This window comes from Telluria sp. ZT3P25, assembly GCF_059685895.1.
Genome location: NZ_JCASIJ010000002.1, coordinates 862160 through 888742, shown reverse-complemented (window position 1 = coordinate 888742; position 26583 = coordinate 862160). Strand labels below are relative to the sequence as shown.

Annotated in this window: 24 protein-coding genes; 8 read left to right on the top strand and 16 right to left on the bottom strand. The window is 66.7% G+C overall.

Going from position 1 to position 26583, the window contains the following annotated elements; translation table 11 throughout:
• The first annotated feature begins 8 nt into the window (after positions 1-8).
• The 5 genes from pcaF (at position 9) to AC56LY_RS22560 (ending at position 7128) form a co-directional block, all read left to right on the top strand.
• Positions 9-1211 (top strand): 3-oxoadipyl-CoA thiolase, encoded by a 1203-nt coding sequence (gene pcaF / locus AC56LY_RS22580; RefSeq protein ID WP_499583333.1) that lies wholly within the window; start codon positions 9-11, stop codon positions 1209-1211.
• Between the two features lie 88 nt (positions 1212-1299).
• Positions 1300-2028, top strand: a complete 729-nt coding sequence (locus AC56LY_RS22575) for an SDR family NAD(P)-dependent oxidoreductase (RefSeq protein ID WP_499583332.1) — start codon at positions 1300-1302, stop codon at positions 2026-2028.
• An 85-nt stretch (positions 2029-2113) separates the two neighbouring features.
• A complete protein-coding gene (locus AC56LY_RS22570; RefSeq protein ID WP_499583331.1) occupies positions 2114-3112 on the top strand; it encodes a Bug family tripartite tricarboxylate transporter substrate binding protein in 999 nt (332 codons plus the stop codon).
• A 77-nt stretch (positions 3113-3189) separates the two neighbouring features.
• Positions 3190-3858 (top strand): PhaM family polyhydroxyalkanoate granule multifunctional regulatory protein, encoded by a 669-nt coding sequence (locus tag AC56LY_RS22565; protein ID WP_499583330.1) that lies wholly within the window; start codon positions 3190-3192, stop codon positions 3856-3858.
• A gap of 111 nt (positions 3859-3969) precedes the next feature.
• Positions 3970-7128, top strand: coding sequence for a patatin-like phospholipase family protein (locus AC56LY_RS22560; RefSeq protein WP_499583329.1), 3159 nt, complete (start codon positions 3970-3972; stop codon positions 7126-7128).
• Here AC56LY_RS22560 and AC56LY_RS22555 read toward each other — a convergent pair.
• The 6 genes from AC56LY_RS22555 to pdxR all read right to left on the bottom strand — a co-directional run bounded on the left by AC56LY_RS22555 (position 7125) and on the right by pdxR (position 13792).
• Positions 7125-8900 carry a tetratricopeptide repeat protein gene (locus AC56LY_RS22555; protein ID WP_499583472.1) on the bottom strand — a complete coding sequence of 592 codons (1776 nt, stop codon included), beginning with the start codon at positions 8898-8900 and terminating at the stop codon, positions 7125-7127. The genes AC56LY_RS22560 and AC56LY_RS22555 overlap by 4 nt on opposite strands.
• 35 nt (positions 8901-8935) lie before the next feature.
• The gene (locus tag AC56LY_RS22550) at positions 8936-9637 is read right to left on the bottom strand and encodes a sensor histidine kinase (protein ID WP_499583328.1); all 702 of its coding nucleotides are present in this window, start codon (positions 9635-9637) and stop codon (positions 8936-8938) included.
• A gap of 116 nt (positions 9638-9753) precedes the next feature.
• Positions 9754-11448: an FAD-dependent 5-carboxymethylaminomethyl-2-thiouridine(34) oxidoreductase MnmC1 gene (gene mnmC1, locus AC56LY_RS22545; RefSeq protein WP_499583327.1), complete on the bottom strand. Its 1695-nt coding sequence runs from the start codon at positions 11446-11448 to the stop codon at positions 9754-9756.
• The gene (locus tag AC56LY_RS22540; protein WP_499583326.1) at positions 11414-11977 is read right to left on the bottom strand and encodes a DNA-3-methyladenine glycosylase I; all 564 of its coding nucleotides are present in this window, start codon (positions 11975-11977) and stop codon (positions 11414-11416) included. Before AC56LY_RS22540 ends, mnmC1 begins: the two co-directional genes overlap by 35 nt.
• Positions 11974-12240 carry an antitoxin Xre/MbcA/ParS toxin-binding domain-containing protein gene (locus tag AC56LY_RS22535; protein ID WP_499583325.1) on the bottom strand — a complete coding sequence of 89 codons (267 nt, stop codon included), beginning with the start codon at positions 12238-12240 and terminating at the stop codon, positions 11974-11976. The genes AC56LY_RS22540 and AC56LY_RS22535 overlap by 4 nt, the downstream gene beginning before the upstream one ends.
• Before the next feature lie 28 nt (positions 12241-12268).
• Positions 12269-13792 (bottom strand): MocR-like pyridoxine biosynthesis transcription factor PdxR, encoded by a 1524-nt coding sequence (pdxR, locus tag AC56LY_RS22530; protein WP_499583324.1) that lies wholly within the window; start codon positions 13790-13792, stop codon positions 12269-12271.
• 102 nt (positions 13793-13894) lie between these two features.
• Here pdxR and AC56LY_RS22525 point away from each other — a divergent pair, with 102 nt between their 5' ends.
• Positions 13895-14458: an FMN-binding negative transcriptional regulator gene (locus AC56LY_RS22525; RefSeq protein ID WP_499583323.1), complete on the top strand. Its 564-nt coding sequence runs from the start codon at positions 13895-13897 to the stop codon at positions 14456-14458.
• A gap of 2 nt (positions 14459-14460) precedes the next feature.
• Here the strand turns inward: AC56LY_RS22525 and AC56LY_RS22520 are convergent, their stop codons facing one another.
• From AC56LY_RS22520 to AC56LY_RS22510, 3 genes are all read right to left on the bottom strand, one after another.
• A complete protein-coding gene (locus tag AC56LY_RS22520) occupies positions 14461-15093 on the bottom strand; it encodes a DUF4142 domain-containing protein (RefSeq protein WP_499583322.1) in 633 nt (210 codons plus the stop codon).
• Between the two features lie 235 nt (positions 15094-15328).
• Complete coding sequence (locus tag AC56LY_RS22515) at positions 15329-17044, bottom strand: acid phosphatase (protein WP_499583321.1); 1716 nt, start codon at positions 17042-17044, stop codon at positions 15329-15331.
• 226 nt (positions 17045-17270) lie between these two features.
• Positions 17271-17741 carry a GyrI-like domain-containing protein gene (locus tag AC56LY_RS22510; RefSeq protein WP_499583319.1) on the bottom strand — a complete coding sequence of 157 codons (471 nt, stop codon included), beginning with the start codon at positions 17739-17741 and terminating at the stop codon, positions 17271-17273.
• Positions 17742-17847: 106 nt separating this feature from the next.
• Between AC56LY_RS22510 and AC56LY_RS22505 the strand changes: the two genes are divergently transcribed.
• Both AC56LY_RS22505 and AC56LY_RS22500 read left to right on the top strand, forming a co-directional pair.
• On the top strand, positions 17848-18432 hold the full coding sequence (locus tag AC56LY_RS22505; protein WP_499583316.1) for an O-methyltransferase: 585 nt from the start codon (positions 17848-17850) through the stop codon (positions 18430-18432).
• Between the two features lie 110 nt (positions 18433-18542).
• The gene (locus AC56LY_RS22500; protein WP_499583313.1) at positions 18543-19172 is read left to right on the top strand and encodes a head GIN domain-containing protein; all 630 of its coding nucleotides are present in this window, start codon (positions 18543-18545) and stop codon (positions 19170-19172) included.
• A gap of 3 nt (positions 19173-19175) precedes the next feature.
• Here AC56LY_RS22500 and AC56LY_RS22495 read toward each other — a convergent pair whose 3' ends face one another.
• The 7 genes from AC56LY_RS22495 to cydD form a co-directional block, all read right to left on the bottom strand.
• Positions 19176-19514, bottom strand: a complete 339-nt coding sequence (locus tag AC56LY_RS22495; RefSeq protein ID WP_499456532.1) for a DUF4326 domain-containing protein — start codon at positions 19512-19514, stop codon at positions 19176-19178.
• Positions 19515-19559: 45 nt separating this feature from the next.
• The gene (locus AC56LY_RS22490; RefSeq protein ID WP_183554016.1) at positions 19560-19880 is read right to left on the bottom strand and encodes an ArsR/SmtB family transcription factor; all 321 of its coding nucleotides are present in this window, start codon (positions 19878-19880) and stop codon (positions 19560-19562) included.
• Between the two features lie 138 nt (positions 19881-20018).
• A complete protein-coding gene (gene cydX, locus AC56LY_RS22485; protein WP_183554018.1) occupies positions 20019-20126 on the bottom strand; it encodes a cytochrome bd-I oxidase subunit CydX in 108 nt (35 codons plus the stop codon).
• 58 nt (positions 20127-20184) lie between these two features.
• A complete protein-coding gene (gene cydB / locus AC56LY_RS22480) occupies positions 20185-21342 on the bottom strand; it encodes a cytochrome d ubiquinol oxidase subunit II (RefSeq protein WP_499583310.1) in 1158 nt (385 codons plus the stop codon).
• A gap of 6 nt (positions 21343-21348) precedes the next feature.
• Positions 21349-22959 (bottom strand): cytochrome ubiquinol oxidase subunit I, encoded by a 1611-nt coding sequence (locus AC56LY_RS22475; protein ID WP_499583308.1) that lies wholly within the window; start codon positions 22957-22959, stop codon positions 21349-21351.
• A gap of 42 nt (positions 22960-23001) precedes the next feature.
• Positions 23002-24753 carry an amino acid ABC transporter ATP-binding/permease protein gene (locus AC56LY_RS22470; protein ID WP_499583471.1) on the bottom strand — a complete coding sequence of 584 codons (1752 nt, stop codon included), beginning with the start codon at positions 24751-24753 and terminating at the stop codon, positions 23002-23004.
• 14 nt (positions 24754-24767) lie between these two features.
• On the bottom strand, positions 24768-26453 hold the full coding sequence (cydD, locus tag AC56LY_RS22465) for a thiol reductant ABC exporter subunit CydD (RefSeq protein WP_499583306.1): 1686 nt from the start codon (positions 26451-26453) through the stop codon (positions 24768-24770).
• Positions 26454-26583: the final 130 nt, after the last annotated feature.

Genomic DNA, 26583 nt, shown 5'->3' with positions numbered 1-26583 from the left:
GAGCCGCGATGCAGGAGGCTTATCTATGCGATGCAGTGCGTACGCCGATCGGCCGCTATGGCGGCGCCCTGAAAGACGTGCGCGCCGACGACCTGGCCGCCATCCCTTTGCGCACCCTGATGGCGCGCCACCCGGACGTGGATTGGTCGCAGGTCGATGACGTGATTCTCGGCTGCGCCAACCAGGCCGGTGAAGACAACCGTAACGTGGCGCGCATGGCCACGCTGCTCGCCGGCCTGCCGGAGCAGGTCAGCGCGACCACCGTCAACCGCCTGTGCGGCTCGGGGCTGGATGCGCTCGGCATTGCGGCGCGCGCGATCAGGACCGGCGAAGCGGCCTTGATCATCGCCGGCGGCGTCGAATCGATGACGCGCGCGCCGTTTGTCATGGGCAAGGCCGACAGCGCCTTTTCGCGCCAGGCCGGGTTGCAGGACACGACCATGGGCTGGCGCTTCATCAATCCGGCGCTGCAGGCGCAGTATGGCGTAGCGGCGATGCCCGAGACGGCCGACAACGTCGCGCGCGACTTCGGCATCAGTCGCGCCGACCAGGACCGCTTTGCGCTGGCCAGCCAGACCAAGACCGCTGCCGCCCGCGCTGCGGGCCTGTTCGACGCTGAAATCGTGGCCGTGACGATCCCGCAAAAGAAAGGCGAGGCGCTCGTGTTTTCGCACGACGAACACCCGCGCGCGACGACGCTCGAGGCGCTGGCCCGGCTTGCGCCCGTGGTCGCCGCCGACGGCACGGTCACGGCGGGCAACGCGTCGGGCATCAATGACGGCGCCTGCGCGCTGCTCGTGGCCAGCGGCGCAGCGGCAGCGCGCCACGGACTCACGCCGCGCGCACGCATCGTGGGCATGGCCACGGCCGGCGTGGCACCCAGCATCATGGGCATCGGCCCGGTGCCGGCCGTGCACAAGCTGCTACGCCAGACGGGCCTGACGCTGGCGCAGATGGACCTGATTGAACTGAACGAAGCGTTTGCCGCGCAAGGCCTGGCCGTGCTGCGCGAACTGGGGCTGGCCGACGACGATCCACGCGTGAACCCGCAGGGCGGCGCGATCGCGCTGGGCCATCCGCTGGGCATGAGCGGCGCGCGCCTGGCCACCACTGCCCTGTTCCAGCTCGAACGCAGTGGCGGGCGCTTCGCGCTGTGCACCATGTGCATCGGCGTGGGGCAAGGCATCGCGCTGATCATCGAACGCGTCTGAATACAAAGGAGAAGACCGCCCTACCCTGGTTCGTCAAGCAGCCGGCGCCCGACGCCAGCGCTTTCCTATAAAAATACAAGGAGACACCATGCATCGACAAGACGTGACACTGGTCACCGGCGGCAGCGCCGGCATCGGCCGGGCCATCTGCGAAACGCTGATCGCGCAAGGCCGCACGGTCATCAATCTCGATTACCGCCAGCCCGACTGGCGGCACGACCAGCTCGTGTCGTTCCAGGCCGACCTCACGCGCCAGAACGAGACCCGCATGATCGCGCAGCAGATCGCCGCCGCCTATGACGTGACGGCGCTGGTCAACAACGCGGGCGCCACTCGTCCCGGCACCATCGACACGGCCACGATGGACGATCTCGATCATGTCGTCGACCTGCATCTGAAAGCGGCCATCCTGCTGATCCAGGCGTTCCTGCCCACGCTGCGCGCATCGGGACACGGCCGCATCGTCAACATCGCCTCGCGCGCGGCGCTGGGCAAGGCCGAGCGCATCGTCTACGCCGCCACCAAGGCCGGCCTGATCGGCCTGACACGCACGCTGGCGCTCGAACTGGGCGGCGACGGCATCACTGTCAATGCCGTGGCGCCGGGGCCGATCGCGACCGAACTCTTCCACAATAGCAATCCCGACGGTGCGCCACAAACCCGGCGCATCATCGACAGCATCGTGGTGGGCCGCCTCGGAACGCCAAACGACGTGGCGCGCGCCGCCGCCTTTTTCCTGTCGCCCGACAATGGTTTCGTCACCGGCCAGGTACTGTACGTCTGTGGCGGTACCACGCTGGGCGTGGCCCCGGTCTGATTCGATCTGCAACAAGGCCTGGCTGCCATCCGCACGCTTGCCCGGTCCATTTCGCCGCATCCGTTGTCCTCATTGGAGACCCACCATGTCACGCACCTTTTTGTCGACCCGCCGTACCCTCACCCTTGCCGCCGCGTCGGCCCTCGGCCTGCTGGCCCTGACACCGCTGGCGGCGCAGGCACAGGCCTTCCCCACCAAGGCCATCACGATCGTTGTCCCGTTCTCGGCCGGCGGCACGACCGACATCCTGGCACGCGTGCTGGGGCAATTCATGAGCAAGGATCTCGGCCAGCCGGTCATCATCGACAACCGCGCCGGCGCGGGCGGCAATATCGGCACCCAGCTCGTGGCGCGCGCCGCGCCCGACGGCTACACCATCCTCATGGGCACGGTCGGCACCCACGCCATCAACCAGAGCCTGTATCCGAAACTGGGATTCGACCCGATCAAGGACTTCGCGCCGCTCACGCGCGTGGCGCTGGTGCCGAACCTGCTGGTGGCCAATCCGGCGCAGCCGTTCAAGACCGTCAAGGAGCTGATGGCGTATGCCAAGGCCAACCCCGGCAAGGTCACGTTTGGCTCGTCGGGCAGCGGCACGTCGATTCACCTGTCCGGCGAACTGTTCAAGCAGATGGCCGGGGTCGACATCCAGCACGTCGCCTACAAGGGCAGCGCGCCGGCCGTCAATGACCTGCTTGGCAACCATATCGCGATCATGTTCGACAATATGCCGTCGGCCATCGGCCACGTCAAAGCCGGCAAGCTGCGGCCCCTGGCCGTCACCACGGCGCAGCGCTCGCCGGCGCTGCCCGACGTGCCGACGATTGCCGAAGCCGGCGTGCCTGGCTACGAAGCCACGTCGTGGTTCGGCCTGCTGGCGCCGGCCAAGACGCCGGCCCCGGTCGTGGCCAGACTGAACGCGGTGATCCTCAAGGCGCTGGCCGATCCGGACGTCAAGAAAAAGCTGCTGGAGCAAGGCGCCGAACCAGCCGGCGAGACACCGGCGCAGTTCGCCGCCTTCATCGGCAGCGAAACGGTCAAGTGGGGCAAGATCGTCAAGCAGTCCGGCGCGACAGCGCAGTAAGCTGCCGTGGCGCGCGGGGCGTGGTCTGGCCCCGCGTTATCTGCTACGCTAGCCGCACCAACCAAGGAGATCCACCCATGCTCAAGCCGCCGATGCCCGGAATGAACGATACCCTCGACTTCGTCAAGAACCTGTGGGGCGGCATGCAGATTCCCGGCACGGTGCCGGGCATGGCGGGCATGCCCGGTATCCCGCCGCTGCCCGGCGCGGGCATGTCGGTGGAAGACCTCGACAAGAAGATTGCCGACCTGAAGGCGGTCGAGGCCTGGCTCACGCTCAACCAGAACATGCTGCACGGTACGATCCAGGCACTGGAAATCCAGCGCGGCACGCTGGCCACGCTCAAGGCGATGGGCGACAGCATGGCCCAGGCCATGGGCCAGACGAAAGTCGGCGAATCGTCGGTTGCCCCGTTCGCGCAATTCTTCGCACAGATGGCGCAGGCGGCGACGCCGGCTGCTGCTGCGGCGCACACGCCGCCAGCCCCATCGGCACCCCCGCCGCCCCCGCCGCCCGATCCGGCGCAGGCTGCACCGGACCTCGCAGGCGCCGCCATGCCGGCCGCCATGGCCTGGTGGAATTTATTGCAAGACCAGTTCCGCCACGCCGTGGCCAGCGCTATCCCGGCCGAGGGCGCCGACGCCGCCGATGCAGCCGACCCTGCAGCCACCCCGCCCGATGCGCCATCGGCCGAGCCGGCAGCGCGTGCCCGGCGCACCAACCGCGGCAAGACCGACAAGCCCTGACGCCAGCAGCGCCCCATTGACGGGGCTGGTGGCGCACGCGCATAAACCGTGCTGAACTGATCGAGCGGCCCGCCTTTCGCAGCCGCGCCTGTCGTCCAGCCGGAGCGCGCCATGCTGCCCAGTGACCTGTCCCACCTGACACCATCGCAGGTCGACGACCTGCGCCGCAAGCTCGCCGCTGCCGGCTGCCATCCCCCACCGCACGCCAGCACCATCAGCCAACTGCACGACGCGTTCGCGCTGCTGCGCCGCCGTCACGGCCTGGCGCCGGCAAGCACCATCGATGCCGACACGCTGCGCTGCCTGGACCTTGGCGCCGGCCTGCTGTTTGGCGAAGTGCTGCGCGATGAACTCGATCTGCTGCGGCCCGCCAGCAGCGAACCCCTCGACGCCGGCGTACCGCCCGACCGCGCACGCTTGTCCGCACGCGCCCACGACGGCATGCTCACCGGCCTGGCCCTGTCCGGCGGCGGCGTGCGCAGCGCCACGTTCGGCCTGGGCGCCCTGCAGGCGCTGGCGCGCTACCGCTTGCTGGGCCGGATCGATTACCTGTCCACCGTGTCGGGCGGCGGTTTTGTCGGCGGCTGGCTGGCGCGCTGCCTGCACGCGCATGGCAACGACATCCAGCAGGTCGAAGCCTTGCTGGCGCCGCCGGCTGGCGCAGTTGCAGGCGCAGGCGAAGCGCCCGAGCTGCGCTTCCTGCGCCAGTACAGCAATTACCTGTCGCCACAGGGCGGCATGTTCAGCGCCGACACCTGGACACTGCTCGGCATCTATGTGCGCAACACGGGCCTGAACCTGACCATGCTGGTCGCCTGGCTGTGCGCACTGCTGCTGCTGCCGCGCTTTGCCGTCTGGGGCGTGCACCGGGTCGTGGCGCCGGGCGGGCCGTGGGCGCACCTGGGCGACGCAGCCTGGATCGCTGGTGTGCTGCTGTTCCTGTGCGCCGTGTTCTGCATCGCGCTGTCGGTCTCCAGCAAGCCCGAAAGCTCGCGCGGCCGGCGCCGCTTTCCGCTGTCGCAGGGGGCGGTCCTGTGGTGCATCAACCTGCCGCTGCTGCTGGCGGGCTTTCTCGGCAGCCTTGCGCTGTGGCGCCACGGCGGCGCCGCGCCCGCAACGCTGCTGCCGCCGCAACTGGCCCACCGGCCTTACTGGCTGCTCGCGCCCGGGGTGGTCTACTTCATTGTCTGGGCCTGCGGCTGGTACCTGGCGCACGACCGGTCCAGCCCGTACCGGCGCGCCGGCTATACTGTCTGCAGTGCCGGCGCCCTGGCGGTGCTGCTGGTCATGCTCGACGCCGCGCGCACCTTCGCACCGGCGATGGTGGTGTGGCTGCCGGACAGCGGCGCGCCGCTGTCGTGGTGGCTGTGCGGCGCCGTGGCGCTGCTGCTGCTGTGCGCGCTCTGGCTGGTGATGTACACACGCCTGCGTGCCGACCCGCCGCTGCGCGACCTGACGCGCGCGGAGCTCGGCGAAGGCCTGTCGCACTTTGCCTGCGCGATGGGCGCGCTCACGCTGGGCACGGTGCTGCTGCTGTGCGCGCTGGCGTTGCTGCCGGCGCCGGGGGCGCATCCGCTATTCAACAACGCGATCGCGCTGGCCACCTTCGGCATGCCATCGATGATGGCGCTGTTTGCCGTCACGATGAACCTGATGATCGGCCTGATCGGCCGCCAGTACAGCGATGCGAGCCGCGAATGGTGGAGCCGCCAGGGCGCATGGACTGCGATTTTTGCGCTCGGCTGGCTGGCCGCGTATGGCGTGTGTTTCTTCTTCGCGCCACTGCTGCACTGGGCCTGGCTCACCTATGCGCCGTGGTCGAACCTGGCCACGCTGCTCGGCTGGCTGGCCACGACGGCCTTCGGCCTGAGGGCCGGCAGCGGTGGCGCGACCGGCGCCCGCGTGGCGCGCGACCCGAAACTCGAACTGGTGGCGCGCCTGGCGCCGTATGTGTTCACGGTCGGGATCTTTGCGCTGCTCGGCAGCCTGGTGCAGCTGACGGTGGCGCGCCCGCACCTGCATTGTCCGGGCGCCACGTTCGCGTGCGTGTTCCAGGCGCACGCGAACGCCACGCTGGCGACCCGGGGCAGTACGCTGCTGGTGGCGTTTGCCGGCTTTCTCGGGGCCGCGCTGGTGCTCGGCTGGCGTGTCGACATCAACAAGTTTTCGCTGTACATGCTGTACCGGAACCGCGTCGTGCGGGCCTGGTTCGGCGCCGCCAACCGCGCGCGCCGACCGCACCCGTTCACCGGCTTCGATCCGGGTGACGACATGCTGCTCGCCGAGCTCAGGAACGCGCGCCCGTACCCGATCGTCAACACGGCGCTGAACCTGGTGGATGGCGAAGAACTGGCATGGCAGACACGGCGTACCGCTTCATTTGCATTCACGCCGCGCTGGTGCGGCTACGAACAAGCGGGGCCTGGCGGCGCCGGCTGCTACCGCCCCACCGCTGCCTACGCCGCGCAGGCGGGCGTCGGCCTGGACGATGACGCCGGCGTGCGGCTCGGGATGGCGGTGGCGCTGTCGGGCGCCGCGGCCAGTCCGCACATGGGCGCGCATTCGTCGGCACCGCTGAATTTCCTGATGACGATGTTCAATGTGCGCCTGGGGCGCTGGTGCCCGAACCCGGCGCGCCCGACCTGGACCAGTTCATCGCCGCCCATTGGCCTGTTCAGTCTGTTGGCCGAGCTGTTCGGCCAGCTCGATGCCGATGCCGGCTACGTGCACCTGAGCGATGGCGGCCACTTCGACAACCTGGGCATCTACGAACTGGTGCGGCGCCGCTGCCGCCTGGTGATCGCAGTAGACGTTGGCAGCGACCGCGATCACGCCTTCGAAGACCTGGGCAACGCGATCCGGCGCTGCGCCACCGACCTGCACGTGCGGATCGACCTGGATGTGGCGCGCCTTGCGGTCGCGCCGGAAACCGGCATGTGCCGCGCCAGCTGCGCCGCCGGCAGCATCCGCTACAGCCAGGCCGACCGCCCTACCGGCGATGGCGTCATCCTGTATCTCAAACCGGCCATTGTCGGCACCGAAAACGCCGACCTGCTCAATTACCGCAAGCAGTATCCCGACTACCCGCACGAGAGCCTGGCCGACGGCTGGTTCGATGAAGCGCGTTTCGAGAGCTACCGCGCGCTGGGCGAGCATGTGCTGGCGGGCGCGCTGGCCGATGCGGCCCGGGCGGCGGCGCAGGCCGATGGCGGCTGCGATCTTGACAAGCTGTGCGCGCAATTACTGCGCCAGCACGGGCCGGTGCGTTAAGCGAAGCGGTTGCTGTGCGTGGGCTTCGGTGCCGGCGTCGATTCGGCCGGCGTCTCGACCGCTTCTTCCTTCTGGTCGGCAGCATCCACCGGCGCAGGCGGCGCTGCCGGATCGGCTTTCGGCTGCAAACCGCGCAACTGCTCCATCAGCTGCGCAAAGCGCTGCTGCCCCGGCTGCAGCTTGTCGACGTGTTCGAGCACCATGCGCGCCTCGACGTCGAGTTCTTCGTCATAGCCTTCCTGCTGCATGTGCGAGATCGAAATCTGCACGGCGTTGAACAGCACCCGCACATTGTCCGGCACCCGCTCGCGCGCCATGCGCATCCACTTGACGGCGTCGGGGAGCTTCCCGCTCTTCCACAGCACGACGCCCTGGTTCATCAGGTCCACCGCTTCCTTGCGCGCAGCGCGGATGATCGCCGCGCCCTCTTCGCTCAGGCGCGCCTTGTCGAAAATGGCCTGGACCTCGTCCTGCAGCAGATTGTTGTCGTGGTTGTTGCGCACCACGTGGGCCAGCACCTCGCCCGGCGTGTCCTTCACGCCCACCGCAAACAGCAGGATCGCCATTTCGATGCAGATCGCCGTGCCGGGGCGCTTGGGGTCCGCGCCCAGCATCGTCTCGAGCTCATCGCCGGCGCGGCGCGCGTTGCGGTAGTCGCCACTCTCGTGGTGGATCAGGCCTTCGGTGATCTTGGCGCGCAGCGCCATGTCGTCGTATTCGCCGCCGAAGTCGCGCTGGGCCAGTTGCAGCAGTTGCAGCGCATCCTTGGTATTGTTTTTCAGGCCGCACACGCGCGCCAGGCCAAGATAGGCATCGGGCGTCTTGCGGATCGAGTACTCGCCAATCACCAGGCACTTGCGAAACGCCTTTTCGGCCAGCGCCACATTACCCAGCTTGAGCGCGGCCTGGCCCAGGTTGCGCTGGCGCGGCACCGAATTGGGCGAGAGCTTGGCCGCGCGCTCCAGGATCGCGGCCGCTTCGTCGTGCCGGCCCAGGCCCTGGTAGGCCTGCGCCAGCTGGTCGTAGGCATCGATGTAGTGGCGATTCTCGGCGATCACGGTCTGGAACATCTGGCGCGCCTGCTCGAAGTCGCCGTCGGCCAGGCGGATCTTGCCCAGGCCCGCACGAGCCCAGTGGTATTCGCGCTGGCCCAGCACCTGCTCGTACACGGCGCGCGCCAGCGCCGGCTGGCCGCTGCGCTCGAGCATGCGCGCCTTCATGCGCAGCAGCTCGATCACGTGGGTGCGATTGGCGGCGATCTGCTCGTCGCACAGCGTCGCGGCGCGCAGGTAATCCTTTTCCATGAATGCCTGGTCGATCAGCCGAAAAATCTGCTTGCGCCGCCACACGCGGTTCAGGCGCGAGAGCAGCACGCCTTCGGTGATCGGCTTGACCAGGTAGGCGTCGGGCTGATGCTCGGCCGCGCCCATCACCGATTCGACGCTCTTTTCGGCCGAGACCATCACGAACACGCTCGATGGCAGCAGCAACTGGCGGATGCGTGCTTCTTCCAGGACCTGCTGGCCGTTCTTGCCCTCGCCCAGGTTGTAATCGCACAGCACGACGTCGTAACGCGTCTTGAGCAGGAGGCTCATGGCCTCGCCGCCGCTCGAGGCCTGGTCGATCGTGCGCGCGCCGAGGCTGCGCAGGCTTTCGCGCAGCAGCTGGCGGATACCGGCAAAGTCGTCGACGATCAGGTAATGCTTGCTGGCCCAGTCGATCTGTTCAAGCACCTTGGGCAAGGCAGGCGTGGGCGCCGCAGGCGTGGACATGGACACGAGGGAGGCGATGGCAGCGGCGGGCATGGTCATGGCAGTGTCAGGATGAAGCAGCCGCCGCCCAGCTGGCCGCCATTTTCGAGCCGCACCGCGCCATGACGCCCGCGATGCTGGTGCATGCGCGCCACCTCGCTCGAAAAATACAGGCCCAGACCCGCGCTGTTGGTCGCGAAATTGACACCGATGTCGCCGCTTTCGGGCGTACCGGCTGCCAGCAGGGCCGGCGGAAAACCGGCGCCATTGTCTTCGACGCGGATCGCTAACTGCCCATCGACCTCGCGCGCGGCCAGCAGGATGCGGTCGCGCGTATAGTGCAGCGCGTTGTTGACCGCGTGCGAGACGACGCCGACGATCAGGTCTTCGTCGACGTGGGCGATCAGGTCGGGATCGACATCGAGTTCGAGCCGGATGCCGCGCGATTCGAGCAGCACGCGCGACAGCGCCACGACCTGCTCGACGACCTGCCCGACTTCGAGCGGCTGCACATCGAACGGGTAACCGGGCTTGCCAACCTGCTTGTACAGCGCAAGCAGTTGCATCAGATTGTCGTTCAGGCGGCGCGTCTGGTACAGCATCTGCCCCATCTGGCCATACGCTTTCTCAGTCTCGGGCGTGGCGCCGTCAAGCAGCCGCTCAAGCGTGCTGGACAACACGCTGATCGAGTTTTTCATGTCATGCGCAGTCACCGCGAGAAACAGGAACAGCTCGGGCGAATGTGGTGCATCTTCCATCGCGAACAAGCCTCCTTCGGCGGTTGATAATTGCTACCGGTAAATTATACCGGCTCGACCAGCACAGTCTGGACGCGATTGCCCGGTATGAGCGCACATTTGCGGCAACGCAACAGCTACAGGTCTCCCGCGCTGCTGGCCGGCTGCCGGGCGCCACGGCGCGCGCGGAGCACGAAGCGGGCCGGATCGAGCGCATCGACCAGCGTCATTTCCAGTGGCAACGGTTCGCCTTCCAGCTGGGCCGCCAGCAGTTCGGCTGCCAGCGGCGCCCAGATCAGGCCACGCGAGGCATAGCCCAGAAGGCCATACAGCCCCGGATGGCGCGGCACGTCACGCAGGCGCTCGGTGCTGCCGGCAGCGCCGAAATCGGGCAGGCGGCCCACGAGCGGCAGGCGGTCCGGCGCCACGCAGCGAAAGCCCACGCGCCCCGCCAGTGGCGCAGCGGCCGCTGCATGCGGATCGGACACCAGCGCGCGCAGGCGCGTCACGTTTTCCAGCTGGCTGCTGGCGCGCAGCGCGGGATCGGCATCGAGGTCATAGGTCGCCCCAGCGCACAGCACGCCCTGCGCGGATGGCGTCAGGTAGGCTTCGCGGCACAGCACCAGCGGCAACTGCGGCGCCGCGCCCGGCGACAGGTGCGTGACCTGGCCACGCAGGGCCTGCAGCGGCAGATCCGCAGTGAGCGCCATTCGGCGCGCGCCGGCCCCGCTGGCCAGGACGGCCGTCGGGGCCGTGGCCAGCACGGCGCCATCGGGCGCGCGCGCCAGCCAGTTGTCTTCCGTTCGCTCCAGCGTTACGTCACCGGCGCCGAAGCAGCGCGTCAGGCGTGCGCCGCACGAGGCCAGCAGCGCCTCGCAGACACTGCCCGGACGCGCCCAGCCGCCTTGCGGGAACAGCCAGCCGCCGTCCGGTGCCGGCAAGCCAATCAATGCTTCGGCCTCCGGGGATTCGAGCCAGCGCGCGAAGTCCGGCGGCACGGCGCCGTCGCTCGCGATGGCGCGCGAGACCGCCGCATGACCGGCGTCGCGCGCCAGTTGCAGCACGCCGCAGGCGGCGCCGTCGAAGGCCTGGCCGACACCACCCAGCTGCTCCCACAGGCGCAGCGCGTACAGGTAGGCGGCGCGTGTCAGGCGCGTCGGGACGTTGTCGTCACGCGACAGCAGCGGCATGAAGATGCCGGCCAGGTTGCCTGACGCTTCCAGCGCCACCTCTGAATGACGCTCGATCAGCGTGACTTGCCAGCCGCGCACGCACAGGCGCGCCGCCAGCGCGCAGCCGGCCAGGCCCGCCCCCAATACCAACGCGTGGCGGACGGGCTCCGGCGTGACGGGCAGGCGTGGTTTGCGGCTGGCGAAGACGGCGTTGTCGTCGTTGTCGAACACGAAGCCTTGCGCTGCCAGGGCGGTTCTCTGCGCGTCATCCAGACCGGATGCAGACAAGCGCGCGCCAAGTGTGGTCAGGCGCGCCAGTGGTCGGGCAAAGGCGCTGCCGACGGGGTCGTGCAGCCAAATGCAATCCAGGTGCGCATTGAGTTCGGCCAGCGCGCTCTCGAGCGGCGCGGCCAGCAGGTCCAGCGTAATGCCGGCCTGCGCCTGCGGGATGCGGTGAAAGCCCGGTTGCAGATCGGGCGCCAGCGCCACGATGTGCAGGTGCTGCGGACGCTGCGGGTCGGCGTGCCAGGCCGCGACCAGCGCGGCAACGCGCGCGCCATCGCCATGGTCGCTGTCGAAGACGGTGTAGCGCGCGCGGCCGCGCCAGTGGTCCTGCATCGGCATGTCAGCGCCGCGTGCGACAGATGCAGTCGCGGTCATGGTCGTCGACCATCCCGATGCCCTGCATGTAGGCATACACGATGGTCGAGCCGACGAACTTGAAACCGCGCTTGCCCAGGTCTTTCGACAGGCGGTCGGACAGGTCGGTGCGCGCCGGGCGGGCGCCGTCCGGCCAGTCGTTGACGATCGGCGCGCCGTCGACAAAGCCCCACAGGTAGGCGTCGAGCGTCAGACCCTGTTCGCGCATGGCCAGGTAGGCGCGCGCATTGGTGATCGCTGCTGCCACCTTCAGGCGGTTGCGCACGATGCCGGGATTGGCCAGCAGCTCGGCCTTCTTGTCGTCGCCATAGGCCGCAATCTTGTGCGCATCCCAGCCATCGAAAGCGGCGCGGTACGTGTCGCGCTTGTTCAGGATGGTTTCCCACGACAGGCCGGCCTGCGCACCTTCGAGATTGAGCATCTCGAACAGCGTAGTTTCATCGTGACACGGCACGCCCCACTCGTTGTCGTGGTAAGCGATGTAGCGCGGGTTGGCCATATTGGCCCACGAGCAGCGGGTGATGGTCATCGTTTGGCGCCGCGCGGCGGCATCTGGCGCAGGCAGGCCAGCACGTCATCGACGCGGCCGGCGGCGACCAGTTGCGCAGGCGTGCTGTCGCCAAGCGCAGCCTGGGGCGTGGTCATCCAGACATCGGCGGCGTCAATGCTGCCGAGCACCTGGCGTACTTCGTGCATGACCGCGTAATGGGTCTGGGCCTTGCTCGAATGGTCCTGGAACCGGGCCTGCAAGGCGCTCACGCTGTCGGGAGAAAGACGTTCGGAATCGGTCATGGTGTAGGTCTTGGTGGCGTTGGGGGCATCATACCTTGCGGCGGCGCGCGCCGGCCGGCCAGTGCGCCTCGATCACCTGCGCCAGCGCTGCCACGCCGCGCCGGATATCCGCTGGCGGCACCGCCGAAAAGCCCAGCAGCAGCCCCGGCGCCACCGCGCAGTCCGGCGTAGCGGCGGGGTTCGCAAAATACCCGAGCGGGCGCAGTTCGATGCCGGCGTCAAAGGCCGCCTGCGCCACCCTGGCTTCCACAGGAATGCGGCCACGCTCATCGGGCCGGAAGTACGTGCACAGGTCCAGCCCCGCATCGGCCGGGCCACAGCGCAAGCGTTCGCCAAGCCGGTCGTCCAGCGCCGTCATCAACGCCGTGCGTCGTTCGGCATACGCGTCGCGCGTGCGCCGGATGTGGCGCATGAAGTGGCCTTCGCCGATGAAGTCGGCCAGCACCGCCTGCGGCAGGATCGCGCTCTGGCGGTCGATCAGCGCTTTCGCGCGCGCCAGCGGTTCGGCCAGTGCCGGCGGCGCGACCACGTAGCCAAGTCGCAGCGCCGGAAACAGCACCTTCGAGAACGTCCCCACATAAATGACGCAGCCGGCGCGGTCGAGACTTTGCAGCGACGCCAGCGGCGGGCCGGTGTAGCGGTACTCGCTGTCGTAATCGTCTTCGATCACCCAGGCGCGGTTGGCCGTGGCCCAGCGCAACAGTTCGAGCCGGCGCGCGAGGCTCATCGTCACGCCCAGCGGCAGCTGGTGCGACGGGGTGGCGAACACCATGCGCGCGTCGGGATAATGCAGCGCGCCGTACGCCACATCCATCCCTTCGTCGGTCACCGGCACGGTGCACAGGCGCGCCCCGGCCACCTGCATCGGCGCGCTGGCGCCCTGGTAGCCGGGCGACTCGAGCCAGACACCGTCACCGGGCGCCAGCAGCAGTTGCGACAGCAGGTACAGGGCCTGCTGCGAACCGGACGTGATCACGATCTGCGCCGGTTCGCACACGACGCCGCGCGAGGTGCGCAGATATGAGCACAGCAGTTCGCGCAGCGGTGCGTAGCCGTTGGCCATGCCATAGCCGAGGTAGGGATCGGCACGATGCGCGCGCCGCAGCTGGCGCGCTTCGAGCTTGCGCCACAGGTCGCACGGAAACAGGTCCAGGCCCGGCATGCTGGGGCGAAAAGCGCGCGGCGGACCATCGCGCAACGGCGCCCGGCCCATGGCGGTGGCCATGGCCACGCCGCGTGCCGGCAATGCCCGTAGCAAGCCATCGGCCCGGGGCGGCCTGCGCGCCAGCGGCAAGGCTTCGTCGACAAACGTGCCCTGACCCACGCCGCCACGCAGATAACCCTCGGCAGTGAGCTGATCGTAGGCAGCCAGCACGGTCTGGCGCGATACGCCCAGCACGGCGCACAGCGTGCGTGTTGCCGGCAGGCGTGCGCCGGGGGCCAGTGTGCCCTGCAGGATGGCGTCTCTGAGCCGTGCGTACAGCTGGCGAAACAGGGGGATCTCACCGCTACGTTCAAGCGGCGTAGCGGCAATCAGGTCGTGGGCATGCATGATGGGCAGAATCGTATTGGTATGCCCATCTTTACTGTAATTGGCTATTTTGGAAAGCCAATTTGTATCCGAGGATACGGGTCTACTCTGGAGACACATTGCATGTATTGCCCTGCCCGTTTTGCCCAGCCTGCCAGTATCCATCTGCACGACCTGATTGCCGCCCACCCATTGGGCATGCTGGTGACGCACAGCGACGGACTGCCGGACGCTGATCACCTGCCGTTTGATGTGTATGCCAGTGAAGGTGTCTTGCGCACGCACGTCGCGCGCCGCAATCCCGTCTGGCGACGCGACGGGCAGCAGGTGCTGGTCGTGTTTCGCGGACCATCGGGGTATGCCACGCCGGATCGCGTGGAAAAAGAAGAAACGGGTGGCCGCGTGGTGCCTACCTGGACCTACAACGTGGTGCATGTGCACGGGCGGCTGCGCACGATCGACGAGCCGGCCTGGCTGCTGGCACAGGTGACGCGCCTGACCGACCGCATGGAACAAATGCAAGCTGAACCATGGGCGGTGAGCGACGCACCGAACGATTACATCGAGGGGATGCTGAACGCCATTGTCGGCATCGAGATCGTGATCGAGCGGATCGAAGGAAAGTGGAAAACCGAGCCGCCGCCAAGGGTGCGAACCACCCCTGGCGGCGGCGCGATCAACGCCTGATCTTAGTGGCTGGCGCCGGTATGACCAGCGGCGCCCGAACCGCCGGTGCTGCCCATCTTGCCGCTAGAAACTTGCTCGGCGTGCTTCAGGTGCTCTTGCACGACCGGGATCATCTTGTCGACCTGACCCTTGACGTCAGCATCCTTGGCCGCTTTCGAGGCTTTTTGCAGCTTGGCCAGCGTTTCCTTGTGTGCTGCCACGCCGCCCTGCTTCGTGTAGGCCTTGTCGAACGCGTCGCCATTGGCCTTTTCCAGCTTGGCCGCCATCGCCTTGTGCTTGGCATCAAGTTCGGTTGGCAGGGTCACGCCCTTCGATTGCGCCAGGGTCTGCACTTCGGTCAGCGCCTTGCCATGGTCATCGACCATTTTCTGGGCGAATGCTTTCACATCGGCATTCTGGCTCTTGCTTTGCGCCATTTTGCCCATTTCGACCTCAGCCATGTTCGACATGGCCATGTCCATGATGGCCTTGCGATCGGCAGCGGCCAGCTTGGCCGTGCCACTGGCGGTGGCGGACGTCGCGCTGGCACCCATCTGGGTGGAGTTGGCGGTTTGCGCCTGGGCGCCAACCGAACCGAACATGGCTGCTGCGACCGACACTGCCAACAGGCGCTTGATGAGTTGAGTTTTCTGCATGGTGTATCTCCTGATTCTTGACATTGTAGGATTGGGTTGGACGCTGCACAATGGCCGGCGCTTCTCCCTGTATGTTTGGGCAATTCAATACTGCTTGTCGAACCCATCGTTATGACGGTTATCAACGAAACAACATCGAGTAGGCAAACTTTATACCTGTGTCATTGTTACCAGCGCGCGATAGCCAATAGGAAACTTTTAATTAAAAAAGCCAGCCTCGATGGCTGGCTTTGTATCACCGGAATTGCAACGTCGCCGTCAGATCGCCGGGCGGACGGGCGCCGCGTCCTTCGAACGCCGCGTTGCGGACGGCCAGGCCTTCCAGCAACGGCAAACCATGCAGACGCGTGATCAAGCGCAGCACCGAGGTCGTGTCATAGAAATTGTGGTCGACCGCGCCGCGCTTGGCATGCGGCGACACGACGATCGCCGGGATCCGCGAGCCCGGGCCCCAGCGGTCGCCCTTCGGCGGTGCGACGTGGTCCCACCAGCCGCCGTTCTCGTCGAAGGTGATCACGACCACCATGTCTTTCCACTGGGGTGACTTTTTCAGGTGCTCGATGACATTGGCGACATGGGCATCGCCCGACTCGATGTCCGAGTACCCGGCGTGAAGGTTCAGGTTGCCTTGCGGCTTGTAGAACGCGACCGCCGGCAGCTTGCCGGCAATCACGTCGGCAATGAAGCGGTTCGAGATCGGGCTGTCGCCCAGGCCGCCGTCGCGCAGGTGGTCGGCGCGCGCCTTGGTTCCGGGGGCGAACTGCCTGAAGTAATTGAGTGGCTGGTGGTGGTACTGGAAGTTGGGCTTCTGGCCGGCGCCGCGGCCATCGAGCGCCGCTTGCTGGCCGCCACCGTACCAGGCCCAGCTCACGCCGCGCCGGGACAGCAGATCACCGATCGTGTCGTAAGTTTGCGGCGGCAGCACGCTGGCATCCTGCGGATCGGCATGCAGCGGGTGGCCATCGACAGCCGGACGGACCCAGCTCGGCTGGTACGGCGGCGCCATCGTATTAACGGCGTAACCGTCCGGCGTCATCGCGCCATTGCGCACGACCTTTGGCGGGCCGTCCAGCGCCGATGCCGGCGAATCGGGGTCCAGCGCCAGGCGTACACCTTGCGGGCCATCGGCCAGCACCGCGATCTTCGATTTGGCCGCCGTCTGCGCAGCATCGAAGTATTCCGGCACCCGGCCGCTGATCAGGAACTGGTGGTTCAGGTACGAGCCGCCAAACGCTGCCATGAAGAAGTTGTCGCACAGCGTGAAGTCGCGCGCGATCTGCCACAGGCCGAGGTTTTTTGACGTCTCGCCGTAGTAACCCATCACCATGCCGCCCGCATCGGACCAGGCGGCAAAGCCGTCGTTGCGCCCGCCATTGATCTGCATCTGGTTGTGATAGAACTGGTGCACCAGGTCGCGCGTGACGATGGACTCCGGCAGCGGTTTGCCGTCGCCATCCGTCAGCTTGAACGGCGCGTTCGGCAATGCAGCCAATTGCTTTTCGTCGATCAGGTAATCTTTGCCGCCAATATTCTGACGGCCTGGCACCATGCCGCCCCAGATTTTAGGCAGGGTCGGCAGGACCGAACCATCCCGGTCGCGCTGCTGCAAGCGCGCCGCAGGCACACCCGCCAGAGGCTCGGCCAGGCCGGGGAAATCAGCAAACAGATTGTTGAAGCTACGGTTTTCCAGGTAGATCACGACCACGTTCTTGACGTGGGCACGCAGCTTGGCATCTAGCGAACTCCTGGCCGGCGCCTTCGCCGCGGTAGGCGCTGCGCTTGCGACACCAGGCAGCGTGCCGGCGCCGGCCACCACGCCAGCGGCCGCGGCGGCCTGAAAAATGCGCCTGCGCGCGGGATTGCCTGGCTGGGTGGACGCGTCCGGTCCGGAATCTTGCTCGTGCACGTGCTGCTCCTGTCGCTGGCGGTCAAGCGACCGCAAAGCAGGCATTATCCGTGAGCTTTACAAAGGGAAACAAGCAAGAGAAAACGAATTCGTCCGGATCGTCAAACGGTTGTCACATTTAAGCAGCACAATGCAAGTGCTCCTTGGGAAGGGAACGCGGCAGCGCAAGCTGCCCTACCGGCGCCGGCGGTCGGGAAATATACCGGCACCAATTTAAAGAAGTAAAACGTCAAGGCACGGCCCCGACGCGGGCCGTGCCAGCCACATCAGCTCAACCGTACAGCGGCACCAGGATGTCGTAGGCATTGTCTGGTCGCGCGCCATCGTCGACAGTCGGCGTGTAGCGGCGATCATACCGTTCCAGGCGAATCCCCTCTTCATCGGCTTCCATGCCCAGCTGCTCCATCGCTGCCGTGCCGGTCACGCGCGAGGCTTGCGCATGTACCATCGGGCCACGGTGCGTCATCAGCGCGTAACGGCGCGCCGGCACCTGTATGCCGATCATGCCGGGCGGGAGCTGGTCCAGGTCAGCGACCTCGACGGCCACGCATTCGACTTGCTCACCATTGTCCTGCCGCAGCGTCACGCCATAGCGCACGCCATTGTGCTCGCCCAGTTCGCCTTCACGGGCGAGGAATGCTTTCCAGATCTCTGGCAAATCCGTTTCTGGTGCTGAAGCTGGCACAACTGCTGGTAGCCCGGCGAGCTTCATTTCAGGTAGTGTGATGGTCGAGATGTGCATGATGTGGACTTCTAAAGGGACGAAAAGATTATAGGCTTATCGCTTCGGCAATATTAGCAACGTCGCAATCGTGCGCTTCGATTCCCGGACAAAATGGAGACAACCGTTGACTACCTCACTTAAAGCCCTGCTGAAAGAGCTGGAAACCTTCGGCGCCAGTCACGATGCGGCCCACGACAACCGTGCCAGCCGCATGCTCAACATCACCCACGATACCGGCGAGTTCCTGGCTGTTATCGTGCGGGCGATGGGCGCACGCCGCATTCTCGAGATCGGCACATCCAACGGTTACTCGACGCTGTGGCTGGCCGATGCGGCCGCAGCGCACGATGGTCTCGTCACGACGGTCGAACTGTCGCCCGCCAAGGTCGCGATGGCGGGCGCCAATTTCGCGCGCGTCGGGCTGCAGGAGCGGGTGCATCAGGTCGAAGGTGACGCAGGCGACGTGCTAGCCGGCGGCGCCGATGCGGCGTTCGACCTCGTCTTTCTCGATTCGGAGCGCACCGCTTACCTGGCATGGCTGCCGCAGATCGAACGCGTGCTGCGACCGGGCGGGCTGATCGTGGTGGATAACGCCACCTCGCACGCGCAGGAGCTGGCACCGTTCATGCAAGCGCTGCGCTGCGCGCCGGGCTGGAGCACCAGCCTGGTCGCGGTCGGCAAAGGCCAGTTTCTCGCCACAAAACACTGATTCCGGCGCCTGTGCAGTTCAGCCCCCGTTTCTTGCAATCCATCGCAAGGGCGGGGCTGCGCAGGAATGTCGTGCCTAGAATGGGCTCCATCAACTCACTGGAGAACATCATGAAACGTGCCGTCATCGTCGCCCTTCTGTCGCTCGCATCCCTCTCGCTCCAGGCCGCCGAGCAGGTGCGCAGCGTGACGCCGTTCAAGACCATCGATTCACAGGGCCCCGTGAGCCTGGTGGTCGAGGTGGGCAAGGCGTATTCGCTGCGGGTCGAGGGCAACCAGAAATTCATCGACCGCGTGAAGACCGAGGTCGTGAACGGCGAATTGCGCCTGTCGTTCGCGGACAGGAACAGCAAGAACGTCAATATCGACGATGGCGAACGGGTGGTCGTGACCATGCCGGAGCTGACCAGCTTCCGCGGCGAAGGCGCCGGCCTGATGATCCTGAATAATGTGCGCACCGAGCGCTTCGACGTGAACTACCGGGGCGCCGGCAGCCTGCAAATGAACGGCAAGGTCGGCCAGTTGCGCCTGAATGCCGAAGGCGTGGGCGAAGTCGATGCCAAAGCCCTGATCGCGCAGGATGCCGATGTGACCTTCCGCGGCATCGGCGACGTGAGTGTGCACGCCACCAACAAGCTCAATGCCAGCGTTCAGGGCCTGGGCAACCTGACGTATTACGGCAAGCCGGCATCGGTGAGCAAGTCGGTTTCGGGCATCGGCAACGTCACCGCCGCCAAATAACCGTCACGTATTCACCAGATCGATCAGCACCTGCGCATGACACGGTGTGCCCGGCCGGCACCAGCAGGCCAGGTCATGGCCGCGCAGCGACGCATGTGCCTGTTGCGCCACCTGCTGCCCGGCCGGATCGATCTGCAGCCACAGGCGGTACGCCGCCACGGCTTCTTCGACCGTCGGCATTGCGATATAGCGCCCTGCCGGTGTGCCCGGCGCCAGCTCGGGCAGCACCGAAAATGGATTGCCCCACTTGCCAGGCCGCGCCACGGAAATCGTGTTGGGCGGCATGCGCCAACCCTTCTTGCGGCTCAGTTGCACCCGTTGCGGGGTGGTGGTTGACGTCATGGCGATCCTCGTCGATGGCAGCACCGGCAATTCCGGCATCGACGATCATACCGTCGCCAGGCGCTCCTGCATCGACTGTGCACCTGCGTTGCCGCAGGTGGCGGACAGGAACTCCATCAAGCCCTGCAAGGTCTCCACACGCGCGCGATAGAAGATGAAACGGCCCTGCTGACGCGGCGCGACCAGGCCCGCGTGCGTGAGTTCCTTCAGGTGGAATGACAGGGACGATGCCGGCATATCGAGGGTTGCTGCAATATGGCTTGCGGACTGGCCCTGGGGGCCGGCCTGCACCAGCAGCCGAAACGCGGCGAAACGGGATTCCTGGGCAAGCGCGGAGAGTGCAACGATGGCGAGATTGGTTTGCATGCGGTCATTCAAGGTTCGATTCAACGGTCCCGGTCGCTTACACCGCCGGGCCACGGTTCGAATACTGTCGAATGACTTTGACAGGGTGATGACATGGGGGCATGCCGAAGCAAATGCGTCACGCCTGCATGCCTGTCATCACGCCTGCTGGCGCTGCGCGTCGTCCATCAGCTCATACCACATTGCATTGAGGACGGCGAAGGCAGCCGCGAGCGGCAGGCCGAGTAGCCAGGCGAAATACCACATGATGAAGTCCTTTCTGGTTGCGTTTTTTGTTACGTTATTCGTGAGGTTATTCGTTCAGTTAATACGCGTGGCTCGTGCCGCCGCTGATATCGCCTGGCACCACCTTGCCCCACAAGACCTTGTAGACCCAGCTCGTGTAGAGAAGGATCAGAGGCAGGAAGATGCAGGTTGCAACCAGCATGATGAACAGCGTGAGGTGGCTCGACGACGCATCCCATACCGTCAGGCTGGCTTGCGGCTGGATCGACGATGGCAAAATAAACGGGAACATCGATGCGCCCACACTGAGCACGATGCCGGCGATCGACAGGCTCGACGTAAGCATGGCCACGCCTTCCCGGCGCCGCACCAGCGCCATCAGGGTCAGCAGCGCACCGACGATGCCGGCTGCTGGTGCGAGCTGCGTCCATGGGTGCGCGGCATAATTGGTAAACCACATGCCCGCTACGCCCGCCTCGACGGTCTTGAACAGCGGATTGGACGGGCCGGTCGTCACCACCGCACTCGTGATGCGATAGCCATCGACGAAGCCCCACAGCAGCACGCCGGCCGCGGCATACAGCACCATGGTGGCAACCGCGGCGCGCATGCCCCAGGCGCGTGCACGGCTGGCCACCAGGCCGTCGGTCTTGAGCACCAGCCAGGCTGCGCCGTGCATCACCAGCATGGCCACCGACACCAGGCCGCACAGCACGGCAAACGGATTGAGCAGCGCAAAGAAGCCGCCCTCGTAAAAGATCTGCTGATCGGGCGCGAGGCGGAACGGCACGCCCTGCAGCACGTTGCCCATCGCGACGCCGAAGATCAGCGCCGGCACGAAGCCGCCGACGAACAGGGCCCAGTCCCAGGTCGCGCGCCAGGCGATGCTGTCACGCTTGCTGCGGTATTTAAAGGCGACCGGCCGCAGGATCAGCGCCAGCAGCACGGCTGCCATCGCCAGGTAAAAGCCCGAGAACGAGACCGCATACAGCTGCGGCCAGGCCGCAAAGATCGCGCCACCGCCCAGCACCAGCCAGACCTGGTTGCCTTCCCACACGGGGCCGACGGCATTAATGACGACCCGGCGTTCCAGGTCGGTGTTGGCGACAAACGGCAGCAGGGTACCGGTGCCCAGGTCAAAGCCGTCGGTGACGGCAAAGCCCACCAGCAGGATGCCCAGCAGCAGCCACCAGATGATGCGCAGCGTGTCGTACTCGAGAAGTGTATGAAGAATCATGGTGTGTTACTCCGCAGTGATCATGGGCGCAGTGCGCATTGCCGGCGTGGTGCCGACCAGTGGGCTGTGGGTGCCCGGCGCGTGGGCAAGTTCGTCCTCCGGTCCCTTGCCGATGGCCTTGAACATCAGTTTCATTTCCACGACGAGCAGGATCGTATACAGCACGACAAAACCGATCAGGGTCGTCAGCACGGTCTGGATGCCAAGATTCGACACCGCGACAGCGGTAGGCAGCACGCCCTCAATGGCCCAGGGCTGGCGGCCCAGTTCGGCGACGACCCAGCCAGCTTCGGCGGCGATCCATGGCAGCGGGATCGACCACACGGCCACCTTCAGCAGCCACGGATAGGCATCCAGGCGGCGGCGCGCGGACAACCAGAAAAACACCGCCGTGAGCACGATGAAGAACATGCCCAGGCCCACCATGATGCGGAACGACCAGAACAGCGGCGCGACCTGCGGCACGGTATCCAGGGCGGCCTGCCGGATCTGCGCTTCGCTGGCCTGGCGCGGATCGTCCACGTAACGCTTGAGCAGCAGTGCGTAGCCCAGCACTGCGCTGTGTTCTTCGAAGCGCGCCTGCAGTGCCGGCGGCACCGGTGCGCGGCCGCCGAGCGCGCGAATCTCTTCCAGCGCGCCATAGGCCAGGATGCCCTGGCGCACGCGCACCTCGGCCAGCTTGACCAGGTCAGTGATGCCGGGGATCTGGCTCGACAGCGAACGCGTGCCGATCAGGCCCATTGCCCACGGGATGTGGATCGCATAGTGCGTCTCGCGCGCGTTCTGGTCGGGAAAGCCAAAGGCGGTAAACGCCGCTGGCGCTGGCTGTGTCTCCCACATGCCTTCGATCGCAGCGAGCTTCATGTGCTGGTGCTCGGTTGCCAGGTAGCCGCTTTCGTCACCCAGCACCACCACCGACAGCGAGGCGGCCAGGCCGAACGATGCAGCCACCGTCATCGACCGCTTGGCCAGTTCGACATGGCGGCCCTTGAGCAGGTACCAGGCTGCAATGCCGAGCACGAACAGCGCTGCGATCACATAGCCGGCCGACACGGTGTGCACGAACTTGGCCTGTGCCACCGGATTGGCCAGCACCGCGCCGAAGTCCGTCACTTCCATGCGCATCGTCTGCGGGTTGAGCGTGGCGCCGATCGGGTTCTGCATCCAGCCATTGGCGATCAGGATCCACAGCGCCGAGAAGTTGGTGCCAAGGGCCACCAGCCAGGTCACGACAAGGTGCTGTACCTTCGACAAGCGATCCCAGCCAAAGAAGAACAGGCCGACAAAGGTCGCCTCGAGAAAGAACGCCATCAGGCCTTCGATCGCCAGCGGCGCGCCGAACACGTCGCCCACGTAATGGCTGTAGTAGCTCCAGTTCATCCCGAACTGGAATTCCATCACGAGGCCGGTCGAGACGCCGATCGCAAAGTTGATTCCGAACAGCACGCCCCAGAACTTGGTCATCTGGCGCCAGATGGGGCGCCCGGTCATCACATACACGGTTTCCATGATGGCGATGAGCATCGACAACCCCAGGGTCAGGGGGACAAACAGAAAATGGTACAGCGCCGTCAAGGCAAACTGCAGTCGGGAGAGCCCGACAACGTCGAGATCCATGGTGAATCCTTTCTTCTCAAATACGTCAGTGGTTGGTTATTCTTAGTCCTGGCGCAGCGCGCCCAATGCCGCATCGAATGCAGGGGTGCCGCGCCGCAGGTCGGCGTCGATGCGCCCGTCCTTCATCACGAGCAGGCGATCGGCCAGCCCGGCTTCGCGCCGCAGATGCGTGGCCACCAGCAGCGTGCGACCGCCCGCGTGCAGCGCCAGGCGCGCCAGCACATCGGTTGCGGTGGTGCCGTCCAGTGCCTCGGTCGGTTCGTCCAGCAGCCAGAATTCAGCCTGGCGCAGCAGCAATCTCGCCAGCGCCAGGCGGCGCGCCTGGCCGCCCGACAGGCCAAGGCCGCCTTCGCCCAGCAAGGTGTCAAGGCCCTGTGCAAAGCCGCGCACGTCCTGATCCAGGCCGGCGGCCTGCAGCGCGGCCCACAATTGCGCATCGGTGGCAGCGGGATCGGCCAGGCGCAGGTTGTCGCGCAGGCTGTCGCAAAACAGCTCGGTGCGCTGGGTCAGCCAGGTCGCGGGCCGCGCCCACACCTGCCCCGCTTGCGCGGCCAGTTCGCCGGCCGCCAGCGCCAGCAATGTCGATTTACCGACACCGCTGCTGCCCACCACGGCAACCCGCTCGCCAACGGCGATGCGCAGGTCGGTGGCATGCAGGGCCGCGCCGGTGCGGCCGGGATGGACCACGGTGGCGCCGTACAGCAGCAATGCCGGGCCGGGGCCGGTGCAGTTATCTGGCGGCACTGGCACGTCTGCGTCATCCTGCTGGCGCAGGCGCGGCGCCACACGGCGCATGGCCAGCCAGCTACGGCCGGCCTCGATCGCGCCGCGCCGCAGCCCGGCGAACGGTTCCAGTGCGGCCAGAGCGATCAGCAGCGCCAGCGCCGCAGAGGGTGCGCCCAGCGGCTGCACCGGATGCGATGCCACTTGCTGCGCCAGCGCGCCCACTGCCAGCAGGATGGCGGCGACAGTGACATGGCCACCGACCGCGTACAGCCAGCCGGCACCGGTTTCCAGCCGGTGCAGCGCGGCGTCATGGCGCGCCAGGGTCGTGTCGAGGCGCGCCAGTTGCGCGCACTGCGCCGGCAGCCGGCCGGCCAGCGCCAGGTCGGTCTGGCCGGCGACCAGGTCGATCGTCTGGGCACGCAATCGCTCCAGCGCCCGGACCCGCCGCAGCGCCACCGGCCGCGCCAGGCGCGCCACGAGCAGGGTCACGCCCCATCCCACCGCCAGCAGCCAGACGAACATCGCCAGACCAAGGCGCCAGTCGAGGTTCGCCAGCACCAGGCCGGCCAGCAGCGCGGCGCCGCAGGCCGCGACGGCCGGCACGATCAGGCGCAGGTAGATCGATTCGAGCGCATCGATGTCGCCCGTCAGGCGAAACAGCAGGCGCGACGGCCGGCGCAGCAGCGTGCGCGCTGCATGCGGCGTGGCCCAGCCACGAAACAGCTGCTCGCGCAGTGCGGCCAGTACGCCAAGCGTGGCGTCGTGCGTCACCGTGCGCTCGGCATACCGGCCGAAGGTGCGGCCCAGGGCCAGCAGGCGGATTGCCGCGCTCGGCACAAACACATTGAACATGACGGCGCTGCCGGCCAGGCCGGCCAGGGCTGCCGATGTGATGAACCAGCCCGAAGTACCCAGCAGCGCCATCCCGGCCAGCACCACCAGCGTCGACAGCACCGCACCCAGGGCCAGGCGCCGCCCAGCGGTCCGGACGAACAGGGACAGCACCGGCTGCATGTCGTGATTGCGCTGGATGTCGTGATTGCGCTGTATGTCGTTACCGCGTTTCATGTCGTTACCACGTTTCATGCTGCGCTCCGCTGGATCAGTGGTTCGCCGATGCGCACGACGCGGCCCAGGCGCGCGGCCAGGGTCAGGTCGTGGGTGGCGACAATCATGGTGCGGCCCTGCGCCAGGCGCAGCAGCGCATCGATCACGCCGGCGGCGGTGTCGCGGTCGAGGTGGGCGGTGGGCTCATCGACCAGCAACAGGCCCGCCTGCGGCGCGCACATCGCGCGGGCCAGCGCGAGCCGCACCAGCTCGCCGCCCGACAGGCCAAGGCCGCCCTCGCCCAGGCTCTCTCCCGGCGTGGCATGCTCAATGTGGCCAAGGCCTGCGCGGCCCACGGCGCGGCTGACGGTATCGACCGTCACGCCCTCACGGTCGAGCGCCACATTGGCGCGCACCGAGCCGGCAAACACGTGCGGCTTCTGGCCGATCCAGGCCATGCGCGCGCGCAGCCCGGCCGCCGATGCAGCGTCCAGCGTCACGCCACCGATCCGTACAGTGCCGCCGTCGCTCGGCGCGAGGCCCGCAATGATCGACAACAGCGTGGTCTTGCCGCTGCCACTGGGACCGACCAGCGCCACGTGCTCGCCGACGCGGACATACAGATCCTGGTGGTCGAACAGCGGCGCTTCGCCCGGATGCGCAAAGCACAGACCCTCGATATCGACCGATGGCGCACGGCCAATGCGCAGCGCTTCGTCCTGCCCTTGCAGTGCGCCCGGCAACGGCAAGCCGGCCGCCTGCAACTGCTCCAGCGCCTCAAGCGCCGCCTCGCCGGCAGCCTTGTCGTGCCACACCGCCGCCAGTTCGCGTAGCGGTTCAAAAAACGCCGGCGCCAGCAGCAGCACGAACAGGCCTTCGGTCAGCGTGAGCTGTCTGCCCCAGCTGCCCGGCCCTATTTCACCAAGCAGGTGGAAACCCACGTACACCGCCACCAGTGCCACGCCCAGCGCCGAAAACAATTCGAGCGCGGTCGACGACAAGAAAGCAATGCGCAGCACGCGCATGGTGCTGGCGCGGACGGCTTCGCCCGATGCCCGTACCCGGTTGGCAGTGGCATCGATGGCGCCCAGCGCACGCAGCGTCGACAGACCGCGCAGCCGGTCGAGCAGAAAGCCGCTCATGCCGCCGACCAGCTGCAGTTGCGCTTCGCTGGCAGCCTTGGCGCGCCAGCCGATGACGGCCATGAACAGGGGAATCAGGGGCGCGGCCAGCACCAGGATCAGCGCGGCAAGCCACGAAAAGTTACAAACCACAAGCGCAATGACGGGCGGTGCCAGCAGCACACGCATGCGCGCTGGCCCGTAGCGCAGCAGCCATGGCAGCACGGCATCGGCCTGTTCGGCGACGATGCTGGCGGCCTGGCCGGATATCAGACGCGCGCGGTCCAGCGGCGAGCGCGCTGCCAACGCTTGCACGGCAGTCTGGCGCATGGCGGCCAGCTGGCTGCGTGACACGGCGAACAAGCGCCGCGCGCCCCACGCTTCGCTACTGGCGCGCAGCACGCCAAGGACCAGAAAACCCAGCGCTGGCAGCACCATGTCGGCCAGTCCTGCACCCTGCGCGAGGCGCCCCACTGCATGCGCCAGCAGCGCCGCCTGCGGAATCCACAGCAGCGCCGCACCGCTCATCGCCAGCGTGGCCCCACGCGCAGGGCCAGGGCCTGTAAGCAGTGCGGGGCGGCGGGGTTGGCTGCGGTGCATGGTGGTTCTCCAAACGTTGTTGCAACAAAACGGCAGACGTACGGGGGCCATGGCCATCAGCGTCGGACGTGCCCCGGAATAAACTTTTTGTATTTTCTAGAACTTCAGAATTTTCGGAAGGTGAATGGAT